The organism is Annamia dubia NIES-4383 (genome assembly GCF_055394725.1).
Genome location: NZ_AP025630.1, coordinates 1741329 through 1764133 on the forward strand (window position 1 = coordinate 1741329; position 22805 = coordinate 1764133).

23 protein-coding genes and 1 CRISPR repeat array are annotated in these 22805 nt (G+C 32.6%); of the genes, 3 read left to right on the forward strand and 20 right to left on the reverse strand.

Annotated features, from left to right (window positions below):
- Positions 1–86: 86 nt before the first annotated feature.
- From cmr4 to csx18, 10 genes are all read right to left on the reverse strand, one after another.
- On the reverse strand, positions 87–878 hold the full coding sequence (gene cmr4, locus Anndu_RS07925) for a type III-B CRISPR module RAMP protein Cmr4 (RefSeq protein WP_464103846.1): 792 nt from the start codon (positions 876–878) through the stop codon (positions 87–89).
- A 132-nt stretch (positions 879–1010) separates the two neighbouring features.
- Entirely contained in the window at positions 1011–2297 is a 1287-nt protein-coding gene (locus Anndu_RS07930; RefSeq protein ID WP_464103847.1) for a hypothetical protein, read from the reverse strand.
- 10 nt (positions 2298–2307) lie between these two features.
- Positions 2308–3471: a type III-B CRISPR module-associated Cmr3 family protein gene (locus tag Anndu_RS07935; RefSeq protein ID WP_464103848.1), complete on the reverse strand. Its 1164-nt coding sequence runs from the start codon at positions 3469–3471 to the stop codon at positions 2308–2310.
- Positions 3472–3474: 3 nt separating this feature from the next.
- Positions 3475–4008 (reverse strand): hypothetical protein, encoded by a 534-nt coding sequence (locus tag Anndu_RS07940; protein ID WP_464103849.1) that lies wholly within the window; start codon positions 4006–4008, stop codon positions 3475–3477.
- Positions 4005–4238, reverse strand: a complete 234-nt coding sequence (locus tag Anndu_RS07945) for a hypothetical protein (protein ID WP_464103850.1) — start codon at positions 4236–4238, stop codon at positions 4005–4007. Before Anndu_RS07945 ends, Anndu_RS07940 begins: the two co-directional genes overlap by 4 nt.
- 6 nt (positions 4239–4244) lie before the next feature.
- The gene (cas10, locus tag Anndu_RS07950) at positions 4245–7385 is read right to left on the reverse strand and encodes a type III-B CRISPR-associated protein Cas10/Cmr2 (protein ID WP_464103851.1); all 3141 of its coding nucleotides are present in this window, start codon (positions 7383–7385) and stop codon (positions 4245–4247) included.
- A 184-nt stretch (positions 7386–7569) separates the two neighbouring features.
- Complete coding sequence (locus tag Anndu_RS07955) at positions 7570–7989, reverse strand: hypothetical protein (protein ID WP_464103852.1); 420 nt, start codon at positions 7987–7989, stop codon at positions 7570–7572.
- Between the two features lie 48 nt (positions 7990–8037).
- Positions 8038–8313: a CRISPR-associated endonuclease Cas2 gene (cas2, locus tag Anndu_RS07960; RefSeq protein ID WP_464103853.1), complete on the reverse strand. Its 276-nt coding sequence runs from the start codon at positions 8311–8313 to the stop codon at positions 8038–8040.
- 2 nt (positions 8314–8315) lie between these two features.
- Entirely contained in the window at positions 8316–9305 is a 990-nt protein-coding gene (gene cas1, locus Anndu_RS07965) for a CRISPR-associated endonuclease Cas1 (protein WP_464103854.1), read from the reverse strand.
- Positions 9302–9604, reverse strand: a complete 303-nt coding sequence (gene csx18 / locus Anndu_RS07970) for a CRISPR-associated protein Csx18 (RefSeq protein ID WP_464103855.1) — start codon at positions 9602–9604, stop codon at positions 9302–9304. The genes cas1 and csx18 overlap by 4 nt, the downstream gene beginning before the upstream one ends.
- Positions 9605–9760: 156 nt before the next feature.
- On the opposite strand from csx18, the gene Anndu_RS07975 reads away from it, so the two are divergent.
- Positions 9761–10963 carry a helix-turn-helix transcriptional regulator gene (locus Anndu_RS07975; protein WP_464103856.1) on the forward strand — a complete coding sequence of 401 codons (1203 nt, stop codon included), beginning with the start codon at positions 9761–9763 and terminating at the stop codon, positions 10961–10963.
- Here Anndu_RS07975 and Anndu_RS07980 read toward each other — a convergent pair.
- From Anndu_RS07980 to Anndu_RS07990, 3 genes are all read right to left on the reverse strand, one after another.
- On the reverse strand, positions 10960–11787 hold the full coding sequence (locus Anndu_RS07980) for a DUF3598 family protein (protein WP_464102236.1): 828 nt from the start codon (positions 11785–11787) through the stop codon (positions 10960–10962). The two genes, Anndu_RS07975 and Anndu_RS07980, sit on opposite strands and share 4 nt — an antisense overlap.
- A gap of 91 nt (positions 11788–11878) precedes the next feature.
- Positions 11879–12247, reverse strand: coding sequence for a hypothetical protein (locus Anndu_RS07985; RefSeq protein WP_464103857.1), 369 nt, complete (start codon positions 12245–12247; stop codon positions 11879–11881).
- A 104-nt stretch (positions 12248–12351) separates the two neighbouring features.
- Complete coding sequence (locus Anndu_RS07990) at positions 12352–12585, reverse strand: hypothetical protein (RefSeq protein ID WP_464103858.1); 234 nt, start codon at positions 12583–12585, stop codon at positions 12352–12354.
- Between the two features lie 224 nt (positions 12586–12809).
- Between Anndu_RS07990 and Anndu_RS07995 the strand changes: the two genes are divergently transcribed.
- Entirely contained in the window at positions 12810–13055 is a 246-nt protein-coding gene (locus Anndu_RS07995) for a hypothetical protein (protein WP_464103859.1), read from the forward strand.
- A 1-nt stretch (position 13056) separates the two neighbouring features.
- Entirely contained in the window at positions 13057–13260 is a 204-nt protein-coding gene (locus Anndu_RS08000) for a Bax inhibitor-1 family protein (RefSeq protein WP_464104058.1), read from the forward strand.
- A 219-nt stretch (positions 13261–13479) separates the two neighbouring features.
- On the opposite strand, the gene Anndu_RS08005 is transcribed toward Anndu_RS08000, so the two are convergent.
- From Anndu_RS08005 to cas7d, 7 genes are all read right to left on the reverse strand, one after another.
- Positions 13480–14424, reverse strand: a complete 945-nt coding sequence (locus Anndu_RS08005; protein ID WP_464103860.1) for a helix-turn-helix transcriptional regulator — start codon at positions 14422–14424, stop codon at positions 13480–13482.
- A gap of 56 nt (positions 14425–14480) precedes the next feature.
- Positions 14481–17842: a CRISPR direct-repeat array (repeat unit 37 nt; unit sequence GTTTCAATCCCATTACTAGGATTAATTAATAAAAAAG).
- A gap of 210 nt (positions 17843–18052) precedes the next feature.
- Positions 18053–18346, reverse strand: coding sequence for a CRISPR-associated endonuclease Cas2 (gene cas2, locus Anndu_RS08010; RefSeq protein WP_464103861.1), 294 nt, complete (start codon positions 18344–18346; stop codon positions 18053–18055).
- Between the two features lie 70 nt (positions 18347–18416).
- Complete coding sequence (cas1d, locus tag Anndu_RS08015) at positions 18417–19394, reverse strand: type I-D CRISPR-associated endonuclease Cas1d (protein WP_464103862.1); 978 nt, start codon at positions 19392–19394, stop codon at positions 18417–18419.
- A gap of 76 nt (positions 19395–19470) precedes the next feature.
- Positions 19471–20052 (reverse strand): CRISPR-associated protein Cas4, encoded by a 582-nt coding sequence (gene cas4 / locus Anndu_RS08020; protein WP_464103863.1) that lies wholly within the window; start codon positions 20050–20052, stop codon positions 19471–19473.
- Positions 20053–20055: 3 nt separating this feature from the next.
- Entirely contained in the window at positions 20056–20886 is an 831-nt protein-coding gene (cas6, locus tag Anndu_RS08025; RefSeq protein WP_464103864.1) for a CRISPR-associated endoribonuclease Cas6, read from the reverse strand.
- A complete protein-coding gene (cas5d, locus tag Anndu_RS08030) occupies positions 20855–21631 on the reverse strand; it encodes a type I-D CRISPR-associated protein Cas5/Csc1 (RefSeq protein ID WP_464103865.1) in 777 nt (258 codons plus the stop codon). Before cas5d ends, cas6 begins: the two co-directional genes overlap by 32 nt.
- A 111-nt stretch (positions 21632–21742) precedes the next feature.
- Positions 21743–22753: a type I-D CRISPR-associated protein Cas7/Csc2 gene (cas7d, locus tag Anndu_RS08035; protein WP_464103866.1), complete on the reverse strand. Its 1011-nt coding sequence runs from the start codon at positions 22751–22753 to the stop codon at positions 21743–21745.
- Positions 22754–22805: the final 52 nt, after the last annotated feature.

Below are 22805 nucleotides of genomic sequence, written 5' to 3' on the forward strand. Positions count from 1 at the left end.
TCAATGAGTAATAAGTCTAAAATAATTAATAATAAAGTAAGAGAAATAACTAAAGTAATAAGCGGTTTACTTATTACTTATTATTTCTAACTAATGACTTTACAAAAACCACGTCCTAAGCTTTCCTGACCACCAATTTGTAACACTTCCAAAGCTTTAATTAAAGCGTTAAAATCAGTTAAAGATTGCACAGATGAGCCGTTAGTTTGAGAGGTTGTACCGTAAGGAAAATACATTAAAGTATCAGGAGGTATAGCTTCCTCATAACGAAAACCACCATCAACAGATTTAGTGTTATCTAATTTGATTTTCACTTGTCGCCATAAGCTCATCTGAATTAGAGTTGAACAATGGTTGTCGGGTAATACTAAAACTTTATTAATAGTTTTAGTTTCATTACTATTAGGAATAAAATCTTGAGCATTTTTAAATTCTTTCAACTCGCTACTATTGAACCGAGCATCTTTTAAATAAACCGAACCACTAGATTTAAAATTACAGCTATATTCATCAGGAATAGTTAAATTATTTCCTTTCAAATTAGCATATCTTCTTAATAACAAAGGTGAACTAATCCAAATCACACCGTGACTTAAGGAAGGTACAGGAATCCATAAAATTGAACCGTCACCAATCCAAATATCACCTTGTTTTAATTCGGCATTATTTTCCCCTAATTCATTCCCAAATAACTTAAATTTTTGCTCTTGGTTTTTAACAGTAGAACGAATTTTACCTCGAATAGTTGAGGAAGGAAGGTAAGGTAAATTAGTATGAGATTCTCTAGCAATGCCAACTAGATTGCCTTCTTGGGTTGTACCTCCAGTATGAAGGGGAGAGAATAGATAGAGATAGGTTAAATTAATCGTATTAGTCATAATTTCCGGGAATAAAAAATCAATAAGAAAAAAATTAGTGATTGAATTAGAATTAACTGATAGTAGTGTGTTAATCTTAATAGTTGGGATCAAGTCAGCTACTATTGTTAAATAAAATTAGATAAAACATGATTAGTTCAAATGATTAAGAATTTCTTGATTGAGTGAATCAAAAGGATTCGTATTACTTAAAGAGGTGATTTTTTGTAAAATTTGCTTCATTAGATTAAGAATTGTCGGGGCATCTTTGAGATCGGATAAACCCCTTAAGTTGTGAACAATATCATTGCGAATATAGACAGATTGATCTAGTTGGTTAAGTAAAGGAATCAGGGAAGCATAATCATTTGAGCGATATTCGACAATTGCTTGTAAAACTAGACGATTAAGATGGGGATTTGTCCAGTCAAGTCTTAATTGTCCACGATAAGGAATTTGATAATTGGTTAAATAATTTAGTAAATTTCCACCATCTAATTTTTCAATGATTGCTTTAACTTTTCCTTCATCTTCTAATTTCGCAAAATCTTGATTTCGGTCTTGCTCAGAAAAAAGTATTTGTTTTACTAAATATCTTAATAAATTTTCATGGAAAGCAAAAGCAAGAATTAGAAAATCAGTATACTGTTGAGTCTTTAATTTTAATTCAGCTTTATAATAAGCTTCTGTTAAAATATTAATAGACTTCTTATCTTTTAAAGCATTAATTTGTGAGAAAAACTTACTATCAATCTTCTCTCGATCATTATTAATAGCATAAAAAGCTTTACTAAAATCAAAGGATAAACGATAATGTCCGTATTGCATTAATGCTTTAGCAATTTCACAATTGAGATCACTATTTTCTAAGCTATCTAATGCACCAGTATAATTATAGTTTTGCAGTTGTTTTTTTATCACCCTTAAGTCTGATTCATTTTTAACTACATTAACATTATTAACGAAAACTCTTTCTTGCCCTTCTTTCATTTGAAAAGGATTTCTCACTTGCCAAATGCGACTTTTTGGAGCAATACCAGAGGCTTGTAATACTGCCCATGTAGTTTTCATAGCAGGTGTGCCTGATGATGAATTAAACTCAATTAAATCATCATTATTTTGTTTATATTCTGTTGCTTTACTTAAACATTTACGAGCATCAGGAAGGGTTAAAGTTACATTGATTGGATCATTGGATAATTCTTCAGAAACTTTAATCAGTTCGATAGTTTCCCTAGCAATGTTTAACTCTGAATTTAACCAATCCTGAGTTAATTCTGCTTGGGCAATTAAATCATTGGTGTACAACAAAAGTAACTTACGAATCTCAATCTTTTGATTGATTAAATGTCTAGTTAAAGTAACAATTGATCCCTCTTGATTATTATTACCTGAATAGGGGTCTTGACTACCAACAAATGAAAGAATAATACTAGCCATAATTTTTGATTTACTCCTGATAATTAATCCAAAGCATTTCTGAATAACCTAAATCAAGCAATCTTTTCGCTTTTTCTAGTGCTTTCCCATCTTGAGAATGATCATAACCAAATAATTCTTGAGGCTCATTCAAATAATATTGACTACCAATAGGGGCGGCGAAAACTTGGGGGGCAGGAATGCTTTTGTTATTATCTGTTTGGATTCGACAACTAATGGGTAAAGCTTTAGCACTAGCGACACTAACTAAATTCCCTGCCGTTTGATTTTGATTAACAGTATGAGCTAATTTCCATTCCCAAGGATAGGGTTTACACATCGCTTTTCCGTTGTCATGTTTTCGCTCAAAGATGCCGGGAGTTACTAAATAGGCAATAGATTTTCCTCCTTTTTCAAAGTTCTTTTTAGAAGCAATTTGTAACTTAGCAAATTGATAATCTAAAGTTTGATTTCGCTCTAAAATAACTCGATGACCTTCACCCCCTAAGCGCATAATTAAAGGTTGATTTAACAGGTTTAATTGCCGATGAGTATTGTCATCAACTCCAATCGCTAAACTCCAACCTTTTTTGATTCTGATGGCATTTTCCACGAAATAACCATCAGCATCCTTGACTGCCCTTGAGCCTTCCTCAATGGCATTATGAGAGCGTGTTTCCACTTGCCAAGGTTCTTTTTCTTCACCTTTTGGTAATTCCATATCCTCTTTTTTTAACTCTCCTGTTTGAAGATAATTTAAGATAGCTGAATAGGGTAAATATTGACGATATTCTAAAGCTTTTGAATAGGAATAACAGTTTATTTTAGTTTCAAACTCTTTTTCCTTATCTTCATCTTTAAGATGGGCAGGTTTAACTAAAGGGCAAGGTTGAGTTCTATCCCAATAAATTTGATTGAGATAATGCTCTTTTTGCCATGCTAACGGATATAATGGGTCTGAATTAACAAACCCTAATGGACGGGGAAAATAAAGTTGATCATCATAACAAAAAAATACTCCTTTTAATTTAAAAGTATCTTTTTTCTTACGATTAATCAAACTACTTAACGCTCCGGCAATCGCATGATTATTCGGAGGGAAAATACTACCCGCCCATGCCCTTTCTCCAGGAGTAAAAGGTTTAGCGTCACGGAATAGTAAAATATCAAGAGGAGTAAGAGTGTACCAGTACATAAATTAGACTAATTGTTTAGGAAAAGTTGGTTGTTGATTAAGGGAAAATGGCTCAATCAAAATGGGAGTTTCTGTTTCAGAACCATCGGAATTTTGTTGAATGATACTGTGAAAAATGGGAGTCATCATTTGCTGTTGTTGATTTAATCTGATGATTTCCCATCGAGGGGGATCATCTTGAATTTTGGTTTCAATGATCATCTCATGGTATTCAATCTGAAATTTAGTTAAATCTAAATCTAATCTTTCGATTAAGCGATTTTGAGAATTAAACCAAAATCTCTCATTAATTTGACGTTGTTTCTTATTCAGAAAATCAATCAAAATAATACGAGTTGCCAGAATTTGTGTTAGGTCAATCATGGTATAATACTCTCGTAAATAATCAAGAGCATGAGCATATTGAGGAACACAATCTAATTCAATTGTTTCGTTTTCTTCTAAGTCAAAATACTCCTGTGGACTTAATTTAAAACAGTTCCATTCTTGATGCTCTTTCAGTAAATACTGAATTTCGATATTCACATTGTCACTCATTTGTTTTTCCCCCTTTTACCTAAGTCACGGTTTTCAAAACTTTTCATAATTTGTCTATAAGTCTTAGAATTAATCTCTTGATTTTCAAGCATTTTTTTTAATTCTAATGGTGTTTTTTTGAGTAAATAGTTAATATCAACTCCTTTGAGATTTGGATTAGTTCTAATGTCTCTAAGTTGTCCTAACCCTGCTAATTGAGTTTCAATCGGAATATTTGGCTCAATGTCCACAAAAGATTAATCCTCCCTTATTTTAATATCACGATTACGAATGACAAAAGCCGTTATTTTTAACCAATTAATTAATTGTTGATCACGGTATTTTTCCATTGCTTTAATCTCACTTTGCTCTTGACTAGAATCAAGAATATTAGTATCCCAAATAGCTGTAAAAAAATAACTTAATTTTTGTTGAAAATCATTAGCTTTTTCATCATCTAACTTTAACTTTTCTCGCCGTTGACAAAAGGCTTTTGTCCAGTCATCAATTGCTTCTTTAATCGGAATGGGATGAGCTTCTAAAAGTTGACCCGCTTGTTCAAAAATTGCACTATCTAAACCAAAATCTAAAAGCTTTTGCCACTGATCAAATACCTCAAATTTAGCCGTAGCTTTGAGAATATTTCCATTCCCATAAATAACCCTCACCTGTACCGCATCTTTCGGTTTATAACAGGGTTTATTATTATCATTATAATGACTAAAATATTCATGCTCTTTGGCTTTTTCCTCAGCTTCCCAAAGGTTCTCTAAGGCGATTGCTAAGGGAACAGAATGATGGGCGATCACAATACCAAAACTGATCGTTGCCTCACTTCCCATCGTAAATAATGGACGCTTGGCTAAAGTTGAAGGCTGTTTTTCCCCTTGATATTGCCAATAATCACCTTTATTCTCAAACTCACCATGAGGATCTTGCGCACCTTTAAAACATTGACGAATATCCCATAACCAACTATCCCACTCCCAAAGGTTAGTATAAGCCAAAACATCATCACCACCGCTATAAATTAACCTTCCAGCGTATCTTTCCTCTGTTAAATAAGGAACTAATTGATTAGAAAAATCTAACAACGCACGACTTAAGGCATTATGAGTAGCAGGACCCATTCTTTTAGTAACCGTTAAGAATTTTTGTAATGGTTCTTTATACTTTTGAGGAATATTACTGGCATCAGATTCAATCTTTTCTCTCAAAGTATCAGGTAAATATTCACCATAATTTTTTAACTTTGTACCTTTTAACCACTCACCCATACCGTCACCATCTCCGGCGGCCAAAATATACCAATCAGTCGGATTATTGTTAGGATAATATTTATTAATTTCTTGATGTAATTTTTGTCTATATTCTTTCTTTTCTTCTTTACTTTTACTAATTTCTAAATCTTCCACCAACCACCCCGCATTTAAAAAGCGTGGATGATAGTTTTGTTCACGGTAATCAGGGTTATCATGATTATCAATATAAGGGATACCCCAATCTAAAATTAAACCAGAGAGAATTTGACGTTTTTCTTCTACAATTGTATTATAAATTTCTGAACAAGCCTTTTTTAAATGATTTAATTTAGCTTGTTTTTCTTGAGCAGTTCCTGTTTTTAAATAACCTGCTACACCTGCTGTTAAATCAGGATAAGATGGTGCAATTTCTGACTTATCACAGTTTAATAATTCAGGTAAAATTCGATGTAAAACTCGTTTAACAACTTCCGTAGCATTCGGTTTTTCGCTACCATCAAATAAACCAAAATTATTACTCCAAAACTCATTAAGTTCTTCTTCGTTCATCCAATCATTATGATAATTATTAAGGGGATGAACGGCACTACCCAAGCCAGAAATGCTAGAACGAGTAGAGAATGCAGTAGGTAATAACCAATTACGAGCATTTTTAACACTGTTTAAACTTAATCTTAATTGGTCAAAAATAAACGCCCACCATGAACCCGTATTTAAGTTAGGTTGTTTACTATATTTTGTTTGATTTTCTTCTGTTTCATCGTCCTCTGTTAAGCGGAAAATTTCTTTTAAAAATTGTTCCTCATTGGTTTCAAATAAAGCTCTAGGATCAGTTAAATTTGTCATCGTATTTTGTTGATTAACCCATTCCTTAAATTGAGTTTCTGTTTCTTCTTTACTTCTTTCTTTTGTTGTTCTTAAAGAACAAGTTAAATCCAGATTAGGATCACCAATGGGAACAGCACTCCAATAAGTTTGCCATTGAGCATTTAACCAATATTCCCAAGTAGAAGGGTTAATATTTTGCCAATATTTACCCCACTTTTCTAAACTTTGTAAATACTCTAAACTTTGTTGTCCTAATTGTTTCCACTCATCGAATAATACTTGTTTAGCATACTGCATCGCTCCATAAATCGGATTATCTTTGGTTGTGTTCAAATCTTTCCCATTGTTAGGTAAAATCATCACAATTACATTAGGAAAACCAGCAGTTAATAGCTGTTTTTCCGTTGGCTTTTCAATCCATTTTTTTAAATCATCATACTTTTCTAATAACCAATTATCTATTAAGGGTTGTTGATATAAACAAGGGTAAAGTAAGGTATCTGCACCATATTTTAATGCCAGTTTCCAACAGACTTTAGCTGATAGATAATGTAAAATCCATGACCCCGCCCAAAAGTCTCTCATTTTACGACTAGCTTTAATTAATTCCTGTACCGGAGAGAATGTAAAATTAACTAAATAGGGACGAGAATAATTATTAAATGTCTCACCTTTTTTCGGGTATTCTTCTACTGTTTTATAGTACCCTGCTAAACCTCCGGCTAAAGCGGAAGTCATACTGACATGACTCCATAATGAACCATCGGGTAAACGAGTTTCTGCTGGTAATAAATGCACTAATGGTTCAGTTTTTTCTAATACTTCTGGATAGCAGCGCCACAATGCCCAAAATACTTTTTGAGGATCATTCCAATCTTGAATTTCCTTTAAAAATTCTACTTCTTTTTCCTCTAAAAATTGTCTTTTCTTTTGGCTTAGTTCCTGTTCCCATTGCTGATTAATTTTAATCAATAACTCTCTATTTCCTGAGAGCAAATGACTAATTTGTAACCCTTTCTCTTGATTGTACATTACACTACTGTAGGAAGGATCTAACCTTCCGATGGTAGAGCGGTCACTTGAGGAAGCAATTAAATCACATAATCCTACATACTTAAGCCAGTTTCCTTGTAAATTAGATTCACCCGAAGTTTTACCGTTGGCTTTAGGAGATTTCCAACCGTCCATACAAGCTAATAAGTCCCATTGTCCCTCCCTTGCAAAGTCCTTACCAGAACGGGCTAAAGCTTTTAAAGCCGGATCATGAAGTAGCCCCCAAATTTTGCTTTGCCAATAAATTAAAGACATAAATTAATTTCTCCCTTTGTGCATTGTTTTTTACTATATTCTGAATTAACTTGTTAACACAACTAAAAGCCAATGATTATTAACTTGATTTTGATAGAGTGAACATCCCTTATCCTATAATCTTTATAGCTGTTTTATCTACTTTATTTATAATTATTTGCTTTTTTTTGCATTTCTTTATATTTTAAGGTGATTTATCCTGAATATTCGTCATCAAGATACAACCACCAATAAATAAAAAACCACCGATATTAATTAAATTGGATTTTTCATTCAATAACCCAATATTATGAGTACAACTTAAAGAAAAGCTATATTCACTTCTTTCACAAACAGCTGTATCATAAAAAGAACTACTAATTATCATAATTAATCCAAGATAAAAAAAGAATTTTCCAACTAAATTATTATGAGAATTAAAGAAGATTTTACTAATTGAGGAAATTTTAAATTGATTTTTCGAGAAAGAAGGTAACTTCGTTTGAGGGGAAATTTCTGTTTTTTTGTCAGACCAACCACAAGCACGACAAATTAATTTACCAGAATTGAGAGAAATTACTTTTTGTTGACATTGAGGACAGGTCTGATAGTCTTGAGATTCCATAGTGACAATAGTAGTGTGAATATTTTAAGTAAGATTAAACAATTAGGTTTAAATAATGGTGGAGCTAGGGGGTTGTAAAACTGGTGGTTCACCCCAAACCTCTACCTGACTGAGGGTATGGGCTGACAATGGATAAAAGCGAACGCTATCCCCTTCCTTAACTCGTTTTTTCAGTCTTTTCCTTAACTCATCATATTTTGACTTCATTAAGACACATTCAAACACTGAATATTGTACCCTAACTCCATATCCTTCTAATAAATCCGACACTTTTTTGCGCCTTTTATCATCAGAAATATCATAAGTAATCAGATACAGTAGCATTGTTAACGAATTAGATAAGGTTGATAACTATTCACAGGAGCATAAACAAAATCCTTAAACTTCTTCACCTGTTGACTCAATAAAGCCCAATGCGGTTCTTTCTCTCCTGAATCAACCGTGATTTCTTCTTCCATTCTTTGCACAAACGCCCCTAAATACTTTTTACGCCCTGAATCATTCAGAAAACAACCTCCTTCATGATAAGCAAAATCCTCATTATTCATGATTTTCTTGTTCGCTAAATAAAGCGTTAAACTATCTACTATCGGCGCTCGAAACTCCTCTATCAAATCCGAAGCCAAGGCCGCATGACGATAACTGCCCTCATGTAAACAACCCTGATAAGGGTCTAAACCTTGGATTTCAATTAACGCCAGTAAATGATTCCATAGCACCTGATAGCCAAAACTAAGCATGGCATTAACCGGATTAAGCGGTGGACGACGGGAACGTGCCATAAAGACAAAATCCTGATTGGTCAAACATTCCCCCAATGCCGAAAAATAGCTCTGGGCTGATGCCCCCTCAAATCCCATTAAACGGTCATGACTAGATGCTTTTTCTGCCTGTTCAATCAGATAGTCTAAGGTTGAAATCGCAAATCTTACTGACTCTAAATCAGTCCGCCTTGCCTGTCTTTGCAAAATCACCCGACAATTTTTGATCTTGGCTTTGACGATCTTTCTCGCCACACTCAGCCGTTCTCCCAAGTCCAACTGTTGCTGATAACGAGCTAGTTGACGATAACCACGTTCAATCGGAATCATGCGCCCATAGCAGTAACCCATCCGAGAGAGATAGACAATCGGCACATCCTGACGAATACAGGCACGAATCACTTGGGTTGTCACTTGAGACTTGCCAAAAATCAGGATCTGCTCTAACAAGGGAAGTTGTACCTGTGCTAAAATCTCATCTTTGCGTTTGACTAACACTAATTCCTGTTTTAGACTGACATAACAGCCCTGTTGAGAAATATAGAGACTTCTCATTCTTGATCACCTTCTAATTCACCCCTACTCATTTGCTGGTTTTTCAAAGACTTTTCTGGTTGCCACGGGCGATCTCCCTGTTCAATTGGTTCACGACGGGCGGAGGAGGGAAGAAGCCAAATCACTACCTGATCCGCAAAGGTACAAACGAAAAACGTGGATAATGTTACCAAAAAAGTGTTCGTAATCACCGCCGCCAAACCGAGGGGAGCAATCAATAGTAAAATTAAAGTAATCGCACCGTTCACAATTGCGGTGGCAGTATTACGAACCAAACGAGCCTTCGAGGAAATGTACATAATTTTTCTTAAGTCATTTTCTCTATTTAAACTGAAAACTTCCCTCAAGTCCTGCTTTTGACGATATTTACTCAATGTTAATTTATCTTATCTAAACCCTTGTTTCATCAAACTTTTAGTTAAATTTAGAGATAATCTTTAATTATTTTCTTTCTAATGCCTAAGCCAAAACCACCTCATCCCTACTCCGAAAAACAAGCTTTTGAACGCTTAATGCTCTTGATCTCTACCTTAATTCGATTTCCGGGAGTAGGCAGTGCGGATCCTTTAGCGATCAGAGAACCAACCGAAAATCACCATCATAACGCTTTAGAGGATGTACAACTTAAATTACGGGAATTAGCGGAAGTTTTCAAGATTGACTTACCTTCTGATTATCCCTCTCTACCAACCATTAGAAAGGATTTAGGCAAATTAAGAGAATACGGTATTTTGGAAAACCGGATGTATCGTTGGGGATATTATCTAGGCACAGGCGTATTTTCCCCTCAAGATTTACAGTTGGTGATTAACATTCTGGAAACCTACGCCAAAACCCAAGCCGATAGCAAAGCCCGTCAACTTTACCAGACTTTAACCCGTCGCTTAAAAGGCTTTACCCTCAGCCAAAATGAAGAAATTTTCTATCCAGTCCGTTGTAACTTAAATCGCACCATCGAATGGACAGACCCCGAGGAAATGATGGCCAAAGGGCAAAACCGTCGTACTTTATTTCATCAATTAGACCGAATTGAAACCGCTATTCTCAAGGGACAAGCCGTTGAAATCTCCCGATTTAAAGACCCTTATGGCGAACATGGTCTTGGTTTAAAAATTGTTTGGATTTTACAGTTAATCTATTACAATACCGCATGGTATCTAATCTATGAAGATTGTAAAGATAGCTGTTTTGGCGTGGGAAGGATGAGCCGTTTCAAAGATTACTGCGAAATTGTCACCCTCAAAGGAAGGGAAATAACTGCTCAACAACAAAGCCTAGAACAGGCTCACCAACTTTTAACTAATGGTTGGGGATTAAACTTAGGCAATCTTGAACAGCAACGGTTAGAATTAACAGGCGAATTACCACTGATTCACCTCAAACTCCGATTTTACCCTCCGGCAAGTTACTTTATTTTAGAAGGCGAATTAAGACATCCTCACCAAAGAATCAGCTTTGGCAAGATTGATCCCCTGACGAAACAACCTCTATTTGTTGATTACACCATTGATTTACCCCCACGCTCAGTTAATGAGTTTTATTTGTGGTTACAGAAATATGGTGATCAGGTACAAGTTTTAACTCCCTTAGACTTGGCTCAAAAACATCAAACTATGGCAACAAATCTTCTTAATCAATATCTCAATAGCAAAGATTAAATTTTATGCTCAATAATATGAGTCGAACTGATCCATTCTCCTTTATGATCATAACTTCTAACCAATCGTTGTCTTTCGTTGTCTCTCACTAGCCATCCTGCTTCCACAAAAAAGGCTTGATGACGCTCTATTTTTAAGGGAACATTACTTGAGCCACCATCGGGCAATAATAAAATTTGACGTTTATTTTCCCCCTCAAAAATTAATTTATTTTCTTCAATTTTCGCTTTTGATGTAATAGTTTGATCTTCAAAAGATAAGGTCTGTTCTAAATTATTTTCATCTAATTTTTTGATTTCTAAACAGGTTGAATAACTTTGAGGCTCTTTCCAGTCAGCAAAAGCAGTATAGGCTTCCCCTTTCCATGTGCCTATTAATTGATCTACCGTTAAAGCCTTTCGCTCATAAGCATCTGTATTACTCCGAAATTCCCTAATTAAAGTTAAACTCTCAAAATTGGCATTTTGATCATATAATTGCACAAATCTTAAACGGCGATCTCTATCAACAAAACCGTATTCCGCCGCAAATTGGGAAAAAGGAGCAAATAATAATGAGCCTTTAGAAAATGAGCCATTATCAAAAAAGATGATTTGTCGCCCTAAAGTGCGGTATTCTTGTTGATAATCAGTGGTAGGTTGACTATCATAATCACCATCGTTAAAACGTCTAATTCTGAAGATGACAGCGTGATCATCATCAAAACTATCTAAATTTAAAATACTAGGAGTTGAGCTTAAAATCTTACCCTCTGGGGAAATTTGAGTAAAAGAGCCTCGCCATTCTCCCATATTTTTCAGAAAATTTTGCCATTTTTGATCCATAATTTTTTATTTAATCTTAAGATTAATCCTTGTTAATTTTTCTTTTTTGGTTTATCTTCAACAAATTATAAACGATGAAAGGGTTTATTTTTTAAACAGAAACAGGCACTTTTTGATAAAGACGTAATTGTGCATTTAAGTCTAATTCATTATTATTTTTATGTGCTTCCCATTTACCCGAATCAAAATTAGAAATTGTCCATTCACCCGTCATAAAATCTTCAGTTTCTGAGACTATTCCGGTATAATTAACAGTATGGCGAGAGTTAAGATATTTTTTAGTAAAAGTGATTTTTCTGCCAATTATTTCACCAATTACATTGGCTTCTCCTAAATTACTATCATCAAGAATATTACCAGTTAAAGTATTACCGCCTTGAACTAAAGTTAACTCAAAGCGAGTGGGAGTTCCCCATTGCCAGTAAGTACCGAGCCATGAGCCGTTAATATTTGTCATCATTATTTTTAAGTGTTCAAGAAAAAGATAATACTGTTGTAACATTTCTGGGGAAAAATTAGGATTATTGTCACTTAATAATCCAGAATAAAGCCATTTGTTCTGAATTATTGATCTGATAACATCATCATTTTTCCATATTTATCATTACCTAAAGTGTAAGAACCTTCTACTCCAAAATAAAGTTCTTTGTCGAGATTATCTCGAAAATAAATATGTCCATAATCAGGTTTATATTTTGGCGGTAAATTACGCACCATTTCTTCAAACCATTTTAGATTAATTGGTTTTTCTTTCCCATAATTGGGGTCTAATTGTTTTCTTCTTTTGGCTTCGCCCATAATAAATATTCTCACCTAAACGTCAAGTTATGAATCTAATTTTAGCATGATAATTGTTAAAAATTTGTATCTTTTTTTGGCAATTGAGGAGATTTTGAATAAAATTAATTTATCCACTAACATTAATTTTCCTGTTAAAAATGATGAATTGATCACCAAAGTTTACTTCATCATTTCTGAAAGTGAATTAATGATTAACTTTGATTTTGATGGAGGGAAAAGTAATGATTTGCGTTGCACAAGCTAGACCGGATCAGCGTGCTGTCTTTATTCAAAAAACTTATACCCATTTGGCAGGAGCGGTTGGGGCGTTTATTCTCTTAGAATTTATTTTCTTTCAAACAGGCATTGCTCAAACCATCACGGCTTTAATGTTGGGGAGCAGTCTGTCATGGTTGGTAGTTTTAGGGGTGTTAGGGTGGTTTTTTAACAATTGCTGGTTTTATTGCATTAGGACTGATTATTTGTAGTATTCTCTTTAACTTTACGTTAGGATTAATCTTTTCGGTGGCTATGGTAGGATTTGCCTCCGTTGCGATTTTGTATGATACCTCGAAGATCATCCACCACTATTCCACAACTCAATATGTGGCCGCTTCCTTAGAATTATTTGCTTCGGTGGCTTTATTATTCTGGTATGTTTTGCGGATTTTGATTGCCTTAAACCGTCGTTAAAGGTGAACATCATAACCCTTCCCACAAGAGCGATCGTTTATATCACAATGATCGCTCTTGTGGTTTAAACCACTCAAAACAGACTAACTGAATATCCTCACGTTTAATAATCTTAAGCGGTGTTAGTTCCTCCTCAATCTGATTATAGTAGTCATTTTCAGCAAATAGTAAATCTAATTCCTCACAGATTCTTGGCTACTTTAGAGGCGGTTTTCAAATTCACGCTTCATAATTAGAATAAGCCTGTTGTAATTCTTTTTTTATTTGTTCTCGTAGCCATTGTGGTTTTATAATTTGAACATTACTGCCATATTGTAATATTCTTTGACGAAACCAAAATAAATAGTCCTCTGTTGTTTCAATATCTACATATTTTTGCTCTAAATTTTTATTGATTATTTTTTCATGATTTCGGCGTGGTTGGTAATTAGCTAAAGCACCCGTCATCCGATAAAGTATTGTTAATTTTGGGAAATCATAAAACCAACGGGTATTAGATGAAGCACCGATATATTTAATGCGATCAATATGAAATAAAATATTTTGCTCAATATTAGGAATTTTATCAAAATGATCGCATTTCCAGTCAGGAACAAGAGCAAATAAATAAAGAACTCCATTATGTAAACGTAATTCACATCGATCTAAATCATAAGTTTTTTCTGTGCTTTGACTTTGACTTGAATACCGAATAGTATAGCGATGTCCTTGTTTAATTCTTTGTTGAAGTTGTTGGATTATGTTACTGATTTTCTCACTGCTATAATTAACTGGTGGACTAAAATCTACTTTTAATTGTGACTGATAATTTTCTTCAAAGTTGTAAAGTCGGCTTAATTGTTCAGCTTGGCTCAAAAAACCTAAGTTAGAAAGTAAATAAGTTGCTAAATATAATGCTTCTTTTTGTTGAGGGGAAAGGATAAGAGGAAAGTTAGATTCAATTAATTCATAGGGATGATGAGGTGCGCTTTTGATTTCAAAACCGCAGTCTCTTAATTTGCGAATGGTACGAGATAATTTTTGAGCGACATCCGTACAAGGTTGTCCTCGATCTTCGAGAAATTCAGTTAGTAAATCCGTTAATTCTGTTCGCCATCTCGATTTTTCAGCAAGAAGTCTGAGTATTTCTAAGGCAAAGGTTAATTGATTGTAATTTGAAGACATTGCAGTCTATTAACAGTTCTTATCAAAAATAATATTAAGGCAATTTTCACTTTTTAGTGAAAATCCCATTACTAGGATTAATTAATAAAAAAGTGCTATTGCATATAAACCCTTTCGAGTTATTAACGTAGGGTGTTTCAATCCCATTACTAGGATTAATTAATAAAAAAGTATATTCAGATAATCTTTGAACTTGATATAAAAGTTTCAATCCCATTACTAGGATTAATTAATAAAAAAGCATCGTAATCTTCTTCTTCCATCATAGATTTTGAATGTTTCAATCCCATTACTAGGATTAATTAATAAAAAAGAAAAAAACTTATTCATTAATCAATAACTCAACAGTGTTTCAATCCCATTACTAGGATTAATTAATAAAAAAGATATTCATCATAACGTCCAAAGCCTTGTTAAACAGTTTCAATCCCATTACTAGGATTAATTAATAAAAAAGACTTGGCTTCTTGGACATAGTCGCTCGTTTGAAATGTTTCAATCCCATTACTAGGATTAATTAATAAAAAAGTTTTATTAAATAACCTCCATATGTCATTAAAGAGAGTTTCAATCCCATTACTAGGATTAATTAATAAAAAAGTGTTTGTACAAATAGCTAGATACGAAAATGAATTGTTTCAATCCCATTACTAGGATTAATTAATAAAAAAGTTCAATATTAGGCACGTTATACTTAAAATAGCTATGTTTCAATCCCATTACTAGGATTAATTAATAAAAAAGTATACTTCAACCACTGTACGAAATTACAATAACAGGTTTCAATCCCATTACTAGGATTAATTAATAAAAAAGTTTTACTAATTCATCGGTTTCTTGTTTATGAGAGCTGTTTCAATCCCATTACTAGGATTAATTAATAAAAAAGTCCTGCCAAAGTTTTGTAAATTGAATCTGCAATAAGTTTCAATCCCATTACTAGGATTAATTAATAAAAAAGTCATTTTTACAGCCCGGCCTAAATGCGCGGCTGATGTTTCAATCCCATTACTAGGATTAATTAATAAAAAAGGACAGACACTACATATAGTGTTATCATTCAGATGCAGTTTCAATCCCATTACTAGGATTAATTAATAAAAAAGTACAACAAAAGACCCTTTAGCCCCTGAGTCCGACATGTTTCAATCCCATTACTAGGATTAATTAATAAAAAAGCTGAAGAGCCAAAGGGCTATAGTCTTCTATATCTGTCGAGTTTCAATCCCATTACTAGGATTAATTAATAAAAAAGTGAGGCAATTAATAAACTCGAAAATTCAATTATTGAGCTGTTTCAATCCCATTACTAGGATTAATTAATAAAAAAGAAATGCCGATGTTAAAGAGCAACAGGTTTATAAGTTTCAATCCCATTACTAGGATTAATTAATAAAAAAGTTCCGTGTAAATGGATTATTGCCTGTTTAAGTTTGTTTCAATCCCATTACTAGGATTAATTAATAAAAAAGTTATCTTTCATAGTCTTACACCCCCGAATCATCTGTTTCAATCCCATTACTAGGATTAATTAATAAAAAAGGGAATAATATCACCCATTTTCTGTTGATTATAATGTTTCAATCCCATTACTAGGATTAATTAATAAAAAAGACTCATGAGACAAGACACACAAAACCTTATTTCCGGCAGTTTCAATCCCATTACTAGGATTAATTAATAAAAAAGCGTACCTTTAGCTATTTGAAAAGAGCCATAACTGTTTCAATCCCATTACTAGGATTAATTAATAAAAAAGATCAATTACAGCTTAAAAATAATTGATAATAATGTGTTTCAATCCCATTACTAGGATTAATTAATAAAAAAGATTGAAAGCGCGCGGGATCAAGTTTTATTTCATTGTTTCAATCCCATTACTAGGATTAATTAATAAAAAAGTTCCCCATTTAGCTTCTTATTATCTAGTAATAATGGTTTCAATCCCATTACTAGGATTAATTAATAAAAAAGGCCGCTAATAGTTCTTTAGTTCCTATTTCTGAAAAGTTTCAATCCCATTACTAGGATTAATTAATAAAAAAGACAACAAAAGATCCTTTAGCCCCTGAGGCTGATATGTTTCAATCCCATTACTAGGATTAATTAATAAAAAAGATTGTCCGCCGTATCAAACAACGGAAAATTAGGTTTCAATCCCATTACTAGGATTAATTAATAAAAAAGATTGAATATGGCAATAATTACACCATCGGAAAATGTTTCAATCCCATTACTAGGATTAATTAATAAAAAAGAAAATTCTTTATTATTATCAAGAAAGTACATATGTTTCAATCCCATTACTAGGATTAATTAATAAAAAAGCAGATATGGGAAGAACTCAAAAATTTAACTTGGTGTTTCAATCCCATTACTAGGATTAATTAATAAAAAAGCCATCAGTCAAGGGCGGTTAACTCTTACCTCTAAGTTTCAATCCCATTACTAGGATTAATTAATAAAAAAGCTCGTATCATGTCAGTAACGGGCAATGGGTCGAAGTTTCAATCCCATTACTAGGATTAATTAATAAAAAAGCTTATTGGGATCCGCCGTTGCTACAAGTCTCCATGTTTCAATCCCATTACTAGGATTAATTAATAAAAAAGTGATTAAAGATAGTATTGTAGCATTATAAGAGTCAAGTTTCAATCCCATTACTAGGATTAATTAATAAAAAAGATGTCGTAAAACCTCAAAAACCTGAGCTGTCAAAGTTTCAATCCCATTACTAGGATTAATTAATAAAAAAGCAAACCATATATTAACAATAACAACCGAAATGTGTTTCAATCCCATTACTAGGATTAATTAATAAAAAAGTCAATCTCCTTTTATAGCAAACCTAATAATAGAAAGTTTCAATCCCATTACTAGGATTAATTAATAAAAAAGCTTTACTCCTTCGGGTTCTGGTGGTTTTTCTTTTGTGTTTCAATCCCATTACTAGGATTAATTAATAAAAAAGAATAGAGAACAGATAGATATTCAGCTGTTTCGGGTGTTTCAATCCCATTACTAGGATTAATTAATAAAAAAGTTTCCATTGTAACATAACAGTTAGCTGGTAGTCAAGTTTCAATCCCATTACTAGGATTAATTAATAAAAAAGTTAGAAGATAGCCAACTATCAGAAGCGGGTTACACCGTAGAAGGGTTTCAATCCCATTACTAGGATTAATTAATAAAAAAGGCTCTGATTTGTAGGCTCTTAAATCTAACATATCCTGAGTTTCAATCCCATTACTAGGATTAATTAATAAAAAAGTTAATTACTTTGTTGTTAACTTTAATTTCTGTAGATGTTTCAATCCCATTACTAGGATTAATTAATAAAAAAGTTGTTGAATCTGAACAAAAATTAAATTATTCATTATTGTTTCAATCCCATTACTAGGATTAATTAATAAAAAAGTCCAGTTTCTAAAAGCCTCATCATAAGAGACTCCTCAAAGTAAATTTGACGAACCTCCTCAACTCGACTCAAGTATTACATTTGTAATATAGTATTTTGTGAGAATCGAGAAGCTGAAAATATTTAATTATCAAGGTTCTATGGTTTTTGACGAACCTATTAGGGATTACATCCTCGCTTTAGGTTTGTCAAAAATTATTATACCACTGATTACAAAATAATAGTATCTTCTTTTTGGGGTTTTTCACTACCATAAGTAATAGTTTTTTGCAAAGAATGATGATCTAATACAAAAATGCGCAAAGAATCTTCATTCTGCTTAAGTAAAGTTTCAATCTGTACTTTTAATTTTGCAAATTGTATATTAGTTAAAAAACATTCAAAAAGACTGTATTGAGTTCTTTCTCCATAACCTGATAATAAATCATGCAAACGAGTTCTACGTTTATTCCCTTTTTTATTCGCAGGAATATCATAAACAATAATATAAAATAAAGTTTTCATTTTTTTAATCCAAATAATTCAATAATTGATTATTGTTAATAGAACAAACTGATTAATGATTACTGAAAAGCTATCTTAAACTTAAAGATTTATAGGGGATATCCTCTTGTAAATGACGTGCTAATAAACGTGCCTGTAACTCAATGGAACGGCGGTAAGTACAACGATAATTAAAAATAGGATGTTTAAATTCCTCATTCATTTTTTGTTCAAAAGCTTCTAAAAAAGTTTTTCGAGGCTTATCTTTTAAACGAAAAGCACCTAAACTTTCTTCAAAATCTGATAGTTTAATTTCCCCTAATTTTAAAACAGAAAAAACTAAACTATCTCCCACTAAAGGACGAAATTCCTCCATTAAATCTAAGACCATTGCAGGTTGTCCTCTAGTAGTTTCATGAAGGAAACCAATATAAGGATCTAATCCTGCTAAATGAACTCCTGCTGTAACTTGAACTTGTAATAAACTATAGGCAAAACTAAGTAAAGCATTTACGGGATCTCGTGGTGGACGACGATTTCTGCCTTCAAATTTCCAACCTTGAGGTAAAATGTTCTGCCAATAAGCAAAATATTCTTTAGCGGCTAAACCTTCTATACCTCGTACTTGATCTAAAGTAATTTGATTATCAACCCCTTTTTGACGTTCTTTTAAGGGATTATCTTTTTGGTCTTTGCGATATAAAAGATTATATTGATTATGAATTTTTCCCTTAACAATTTCTTTAACTAAAGCTAATCTTTTTTCAGTATTATTATGAATAGCATATTGAGCTAATCTTAATTGTCCATTTCGGGAATAAGCCGGAAGTGCCGAACCTAAATATTTACCAAAAAAGGATAAATAATGTACAGGTAAACCTAATTCTAAGGCATAAGTTAAAGCTTCGCCTGTAATAGAAGGATGCCCCATTAAAACAATTTGTTCTACTGTTTGAGCGGCAATATTCTTTTTAAGAAAAGAGCCATCTTCTTGTTTTAAAGTAATTTTAAAAGCTTCTTGTTTTTTGCTTAAGATGGCATCTGGTTGAGTAAGATAAAGAACAGACATATTTTTTCAGTTTATCAGTATTTTGAGTAAATAGTAAAATAGTAAATAGTAATTAAAGATAAGATAAATGTATTTATTAAAAACTATTTATTAATTGTTTTACTTCCTTTGGAAGACAAATATTAAGTAAACTACAATCGTGACATTTATTCGGATTATTAATAGGTAAAGGCATTTTTTGATTAACAGTTTCATGTGCTTGAAAGATTACTTGTTCTGTTTGATAACGTAATTCTTTGGTAAATTTAACTACTTGACGATGACGATTTCCATGATAGAAAATCTCACCATAAGTAATAGATTTACCAGTATTTTCTTCTAAGCAAAGAGCAGAAGCACAGAGTTGAAAATGATCATTCAAATGTTTAGACATTTTGCCCTTTTTGTATTCAAGAGGAATTAAACTATTTTCTCTTTCTTCTACAGCATCAATAATGCCTTTAATTTGTAAACGATCACTCCAAACCCACTGTTGTTTATGAATGATCATATTTCCCTCTTTAATTGTTTCTTCTTCATTAATATTGCGGTGAAGATGACGACCAATAATAATATGTTCATTATCAGCCATTTCACCTAATACATATTCCCAATAGAAACGACGAGGGCAATATTCAAAAGCATTCAAATAAGCTAAAGGTAAATAATTATCAATCATATATTATTTATTTTTTTTGAAATTACTGTTAACAGATAACTGAGTTTGTCCCATACCCATCGATGTTTTTCTACCAACACCAGCATAAAAAGCAAAATTAGCTAAAATAGAAGCAATCCGAGCTTGTTGAGGTTCTTTAAAACAATATTTAACCCAACCTTGAGTGCCAATTTCAGCCCCTCCTTCTAATTTCAGGGCGAATGTTTTTAACTCATAAGCAGAAACTAAACAATTCCAGTCAATATCATCAGGAAAATGTAATTCTACAGGGGCAAAATGATTCCATTTTCTGAGTAAACTATCAAATACCAATTCCGGTAAAGGGAAGGTCTGAATACCTTGTTTTTGTTTAAAACTGGTAGGAGATAAAAAATTTAGTTTAATCTCATTGAGAATAGAAGAATAAAGGGCTAAAGAATAATAATCTGTTAATTGAGCTAATTTATGACTTTGAGGAATTGTATAAATTTGACGAATTACAAACGGAAATTTTCCTAAAATTAATTCTTTAGTTTCTTGTTGTTCAATTCCTTTTAATAAAGGTTGAATTAATTGTTGTTGCAAAATACTAATTCTTAAGAAAAACTTATCACCTTCTAAGGAATAAGGTTGACGACGATTTCCAATTAAACCAGATAAACAAAAGGGGGAAACTTGACTTTCATGTATTTGATTTGCTAATTCAGAATCAACTAAATTTAACCAATTTAAAACACAACCATGAATAGCTCGACCTAATGTAGCAGGGGGAGTTCCTTTTTTTAGCGCCCCCAATTCTAAAACTAAAGATTGTAACTGGTATTTATGAAGTTGTGGTAATAGTTCCTGCACCATAATTAACTTCTAATGGTAAACAAATTTCTTCAGTTAAATCAAGCAAATTAGCTCTAAAATGATCCCAATCATCGCCTTTTAACTGCAAATAATTACCTCGCAAATGTGCTTGAGAAACAAGACTAACTGGAGGCATAACAATGCGATTATAGAGCAATAATTGTTGAGTTGAAGGTAAATCAATTGGATTTAAGGGATGGTTACAAATATACTCACCTGAATTGCTAGAAATTGCATTTTCAGGTATTAAATAGGATTTAACTTCAACTTTAGCTGACCATTTACCAACTCGAATCCAACGGGGTAACTTAAGAGTTTCATTACTGATTAAAAAAGTATGATATTCGCTACCCACTGCTAATTCTTTTGCCCGTCCATAATTAATGGGATAATTACGATTTGCACCTTTATCACCAAATTGTTTCGACTTACCATAATAATTAGTTTGAGCGGCTTTAAAAGTATTAATTTGATAAGACCATCTTAAAGGTTTAGCGGGAAAAAGATAAAGCCCTAATTGATTAAGTGGAATTAAACTTTGTTCAGTATTATGATCTAAATACTCAGGAGTTTGCGCATAACTTCCTTGTAAACGATAGGGATGGGGAATATAAATTCCTTTAAAAAAAGCATAAGTTAAAGCCCAATTGTGCAAATATTTTTCCGTTTCATAGAGAATCCCCATTTCCCTAGTAGCAAAGAAAATATTATCATGTAAAATTAATTGACAGTAATAAATATTCATATTTAAAGTAAGAAGTAATAAAAGTAATAACTAGGAATGTCGATCATCTCCTAAAAATATAAATTATTTCTAGTAGGGCTTTATTTAAGCCCTACTACTAACAATAGTTTTTTATTTTTCTTTTGCCTTACCTTTACCTTTTTTTCCACTTCCTGATAAAGAGCCGAAAGTTTCAGAATAAGTCTGAGTTTGTTGAGATAAATTAGTTAGAGTTTGTGTTAATAAAGTTTCATCTTGATAAATTGCTGAAACTTCATTAATTAAACTGGTTAACTCATCACCAAAAATAGTTTTTATTTTTCGCACAGGTTCATGATTTAATAAGTTTTGAACTACTTGACTAGCTTGAGTACAAATTTCATCAATTGGTTTGTTTAAATCACCATTGAAACTATCATAAATTGCTTGGGTAAAATGTAAATTACTAAAGATTTCACCATCACAAAAAGCAATCCCAATTAAATGATTTTTCATTGTACCTGTGCGAGATTCTTGCGCTCCATAACGCTTAGTTCTTAAAATATTTCCTAACACATAAATGAATCCTTCATAAGTGCTATCTCGTAAAGTTTCAATAGTAGGAAATGTTACTTCGGGTAGAATATGATCTGTTTCACCAAGTGAATTTCTCATAACACCTTTTTCGCTCATTGTTCCCCCCTCAAATAAACCATTAAAAGTAAAACTGCGGTGAGATTGTTCATAGGCAGTTAAGGAAAAAGTAGAATCAGAATAGACTTTAGATCGTTCACTTCCTTGATCACCAATTGCAAAGCCATAGATAATACAATCAGGACATTTTTTACACGACCCTTCTCCATTATATTCACAGAATTTTTCTTTTTCTTCTTGATTAGCAGTGGTAATATTTAATGCTCTTAATAATTCCCTTCCGGTTAGTCTTTCAGGAGAAGTTTGTTTGCGTTTAAACATCACTAAACGACTGAGCATTTCTTGGTTATTTAAACCTGCTTGAGTACGCGCAGTATTTAAAACTCCATCTGTTTGAAATACTGGAAAAGATTGACTATGACGTAACATAATAAAGTGAATATAATTAGCTGAAGCTAAACGAGGAAAAGCGTGGTTAAATTGAGGTTTTAATTTTTGTAAAATTGACATTTTTGTTACTCCTTAAAATTTAATTTGTTGTTGTATAAACCGCCTCGCAATA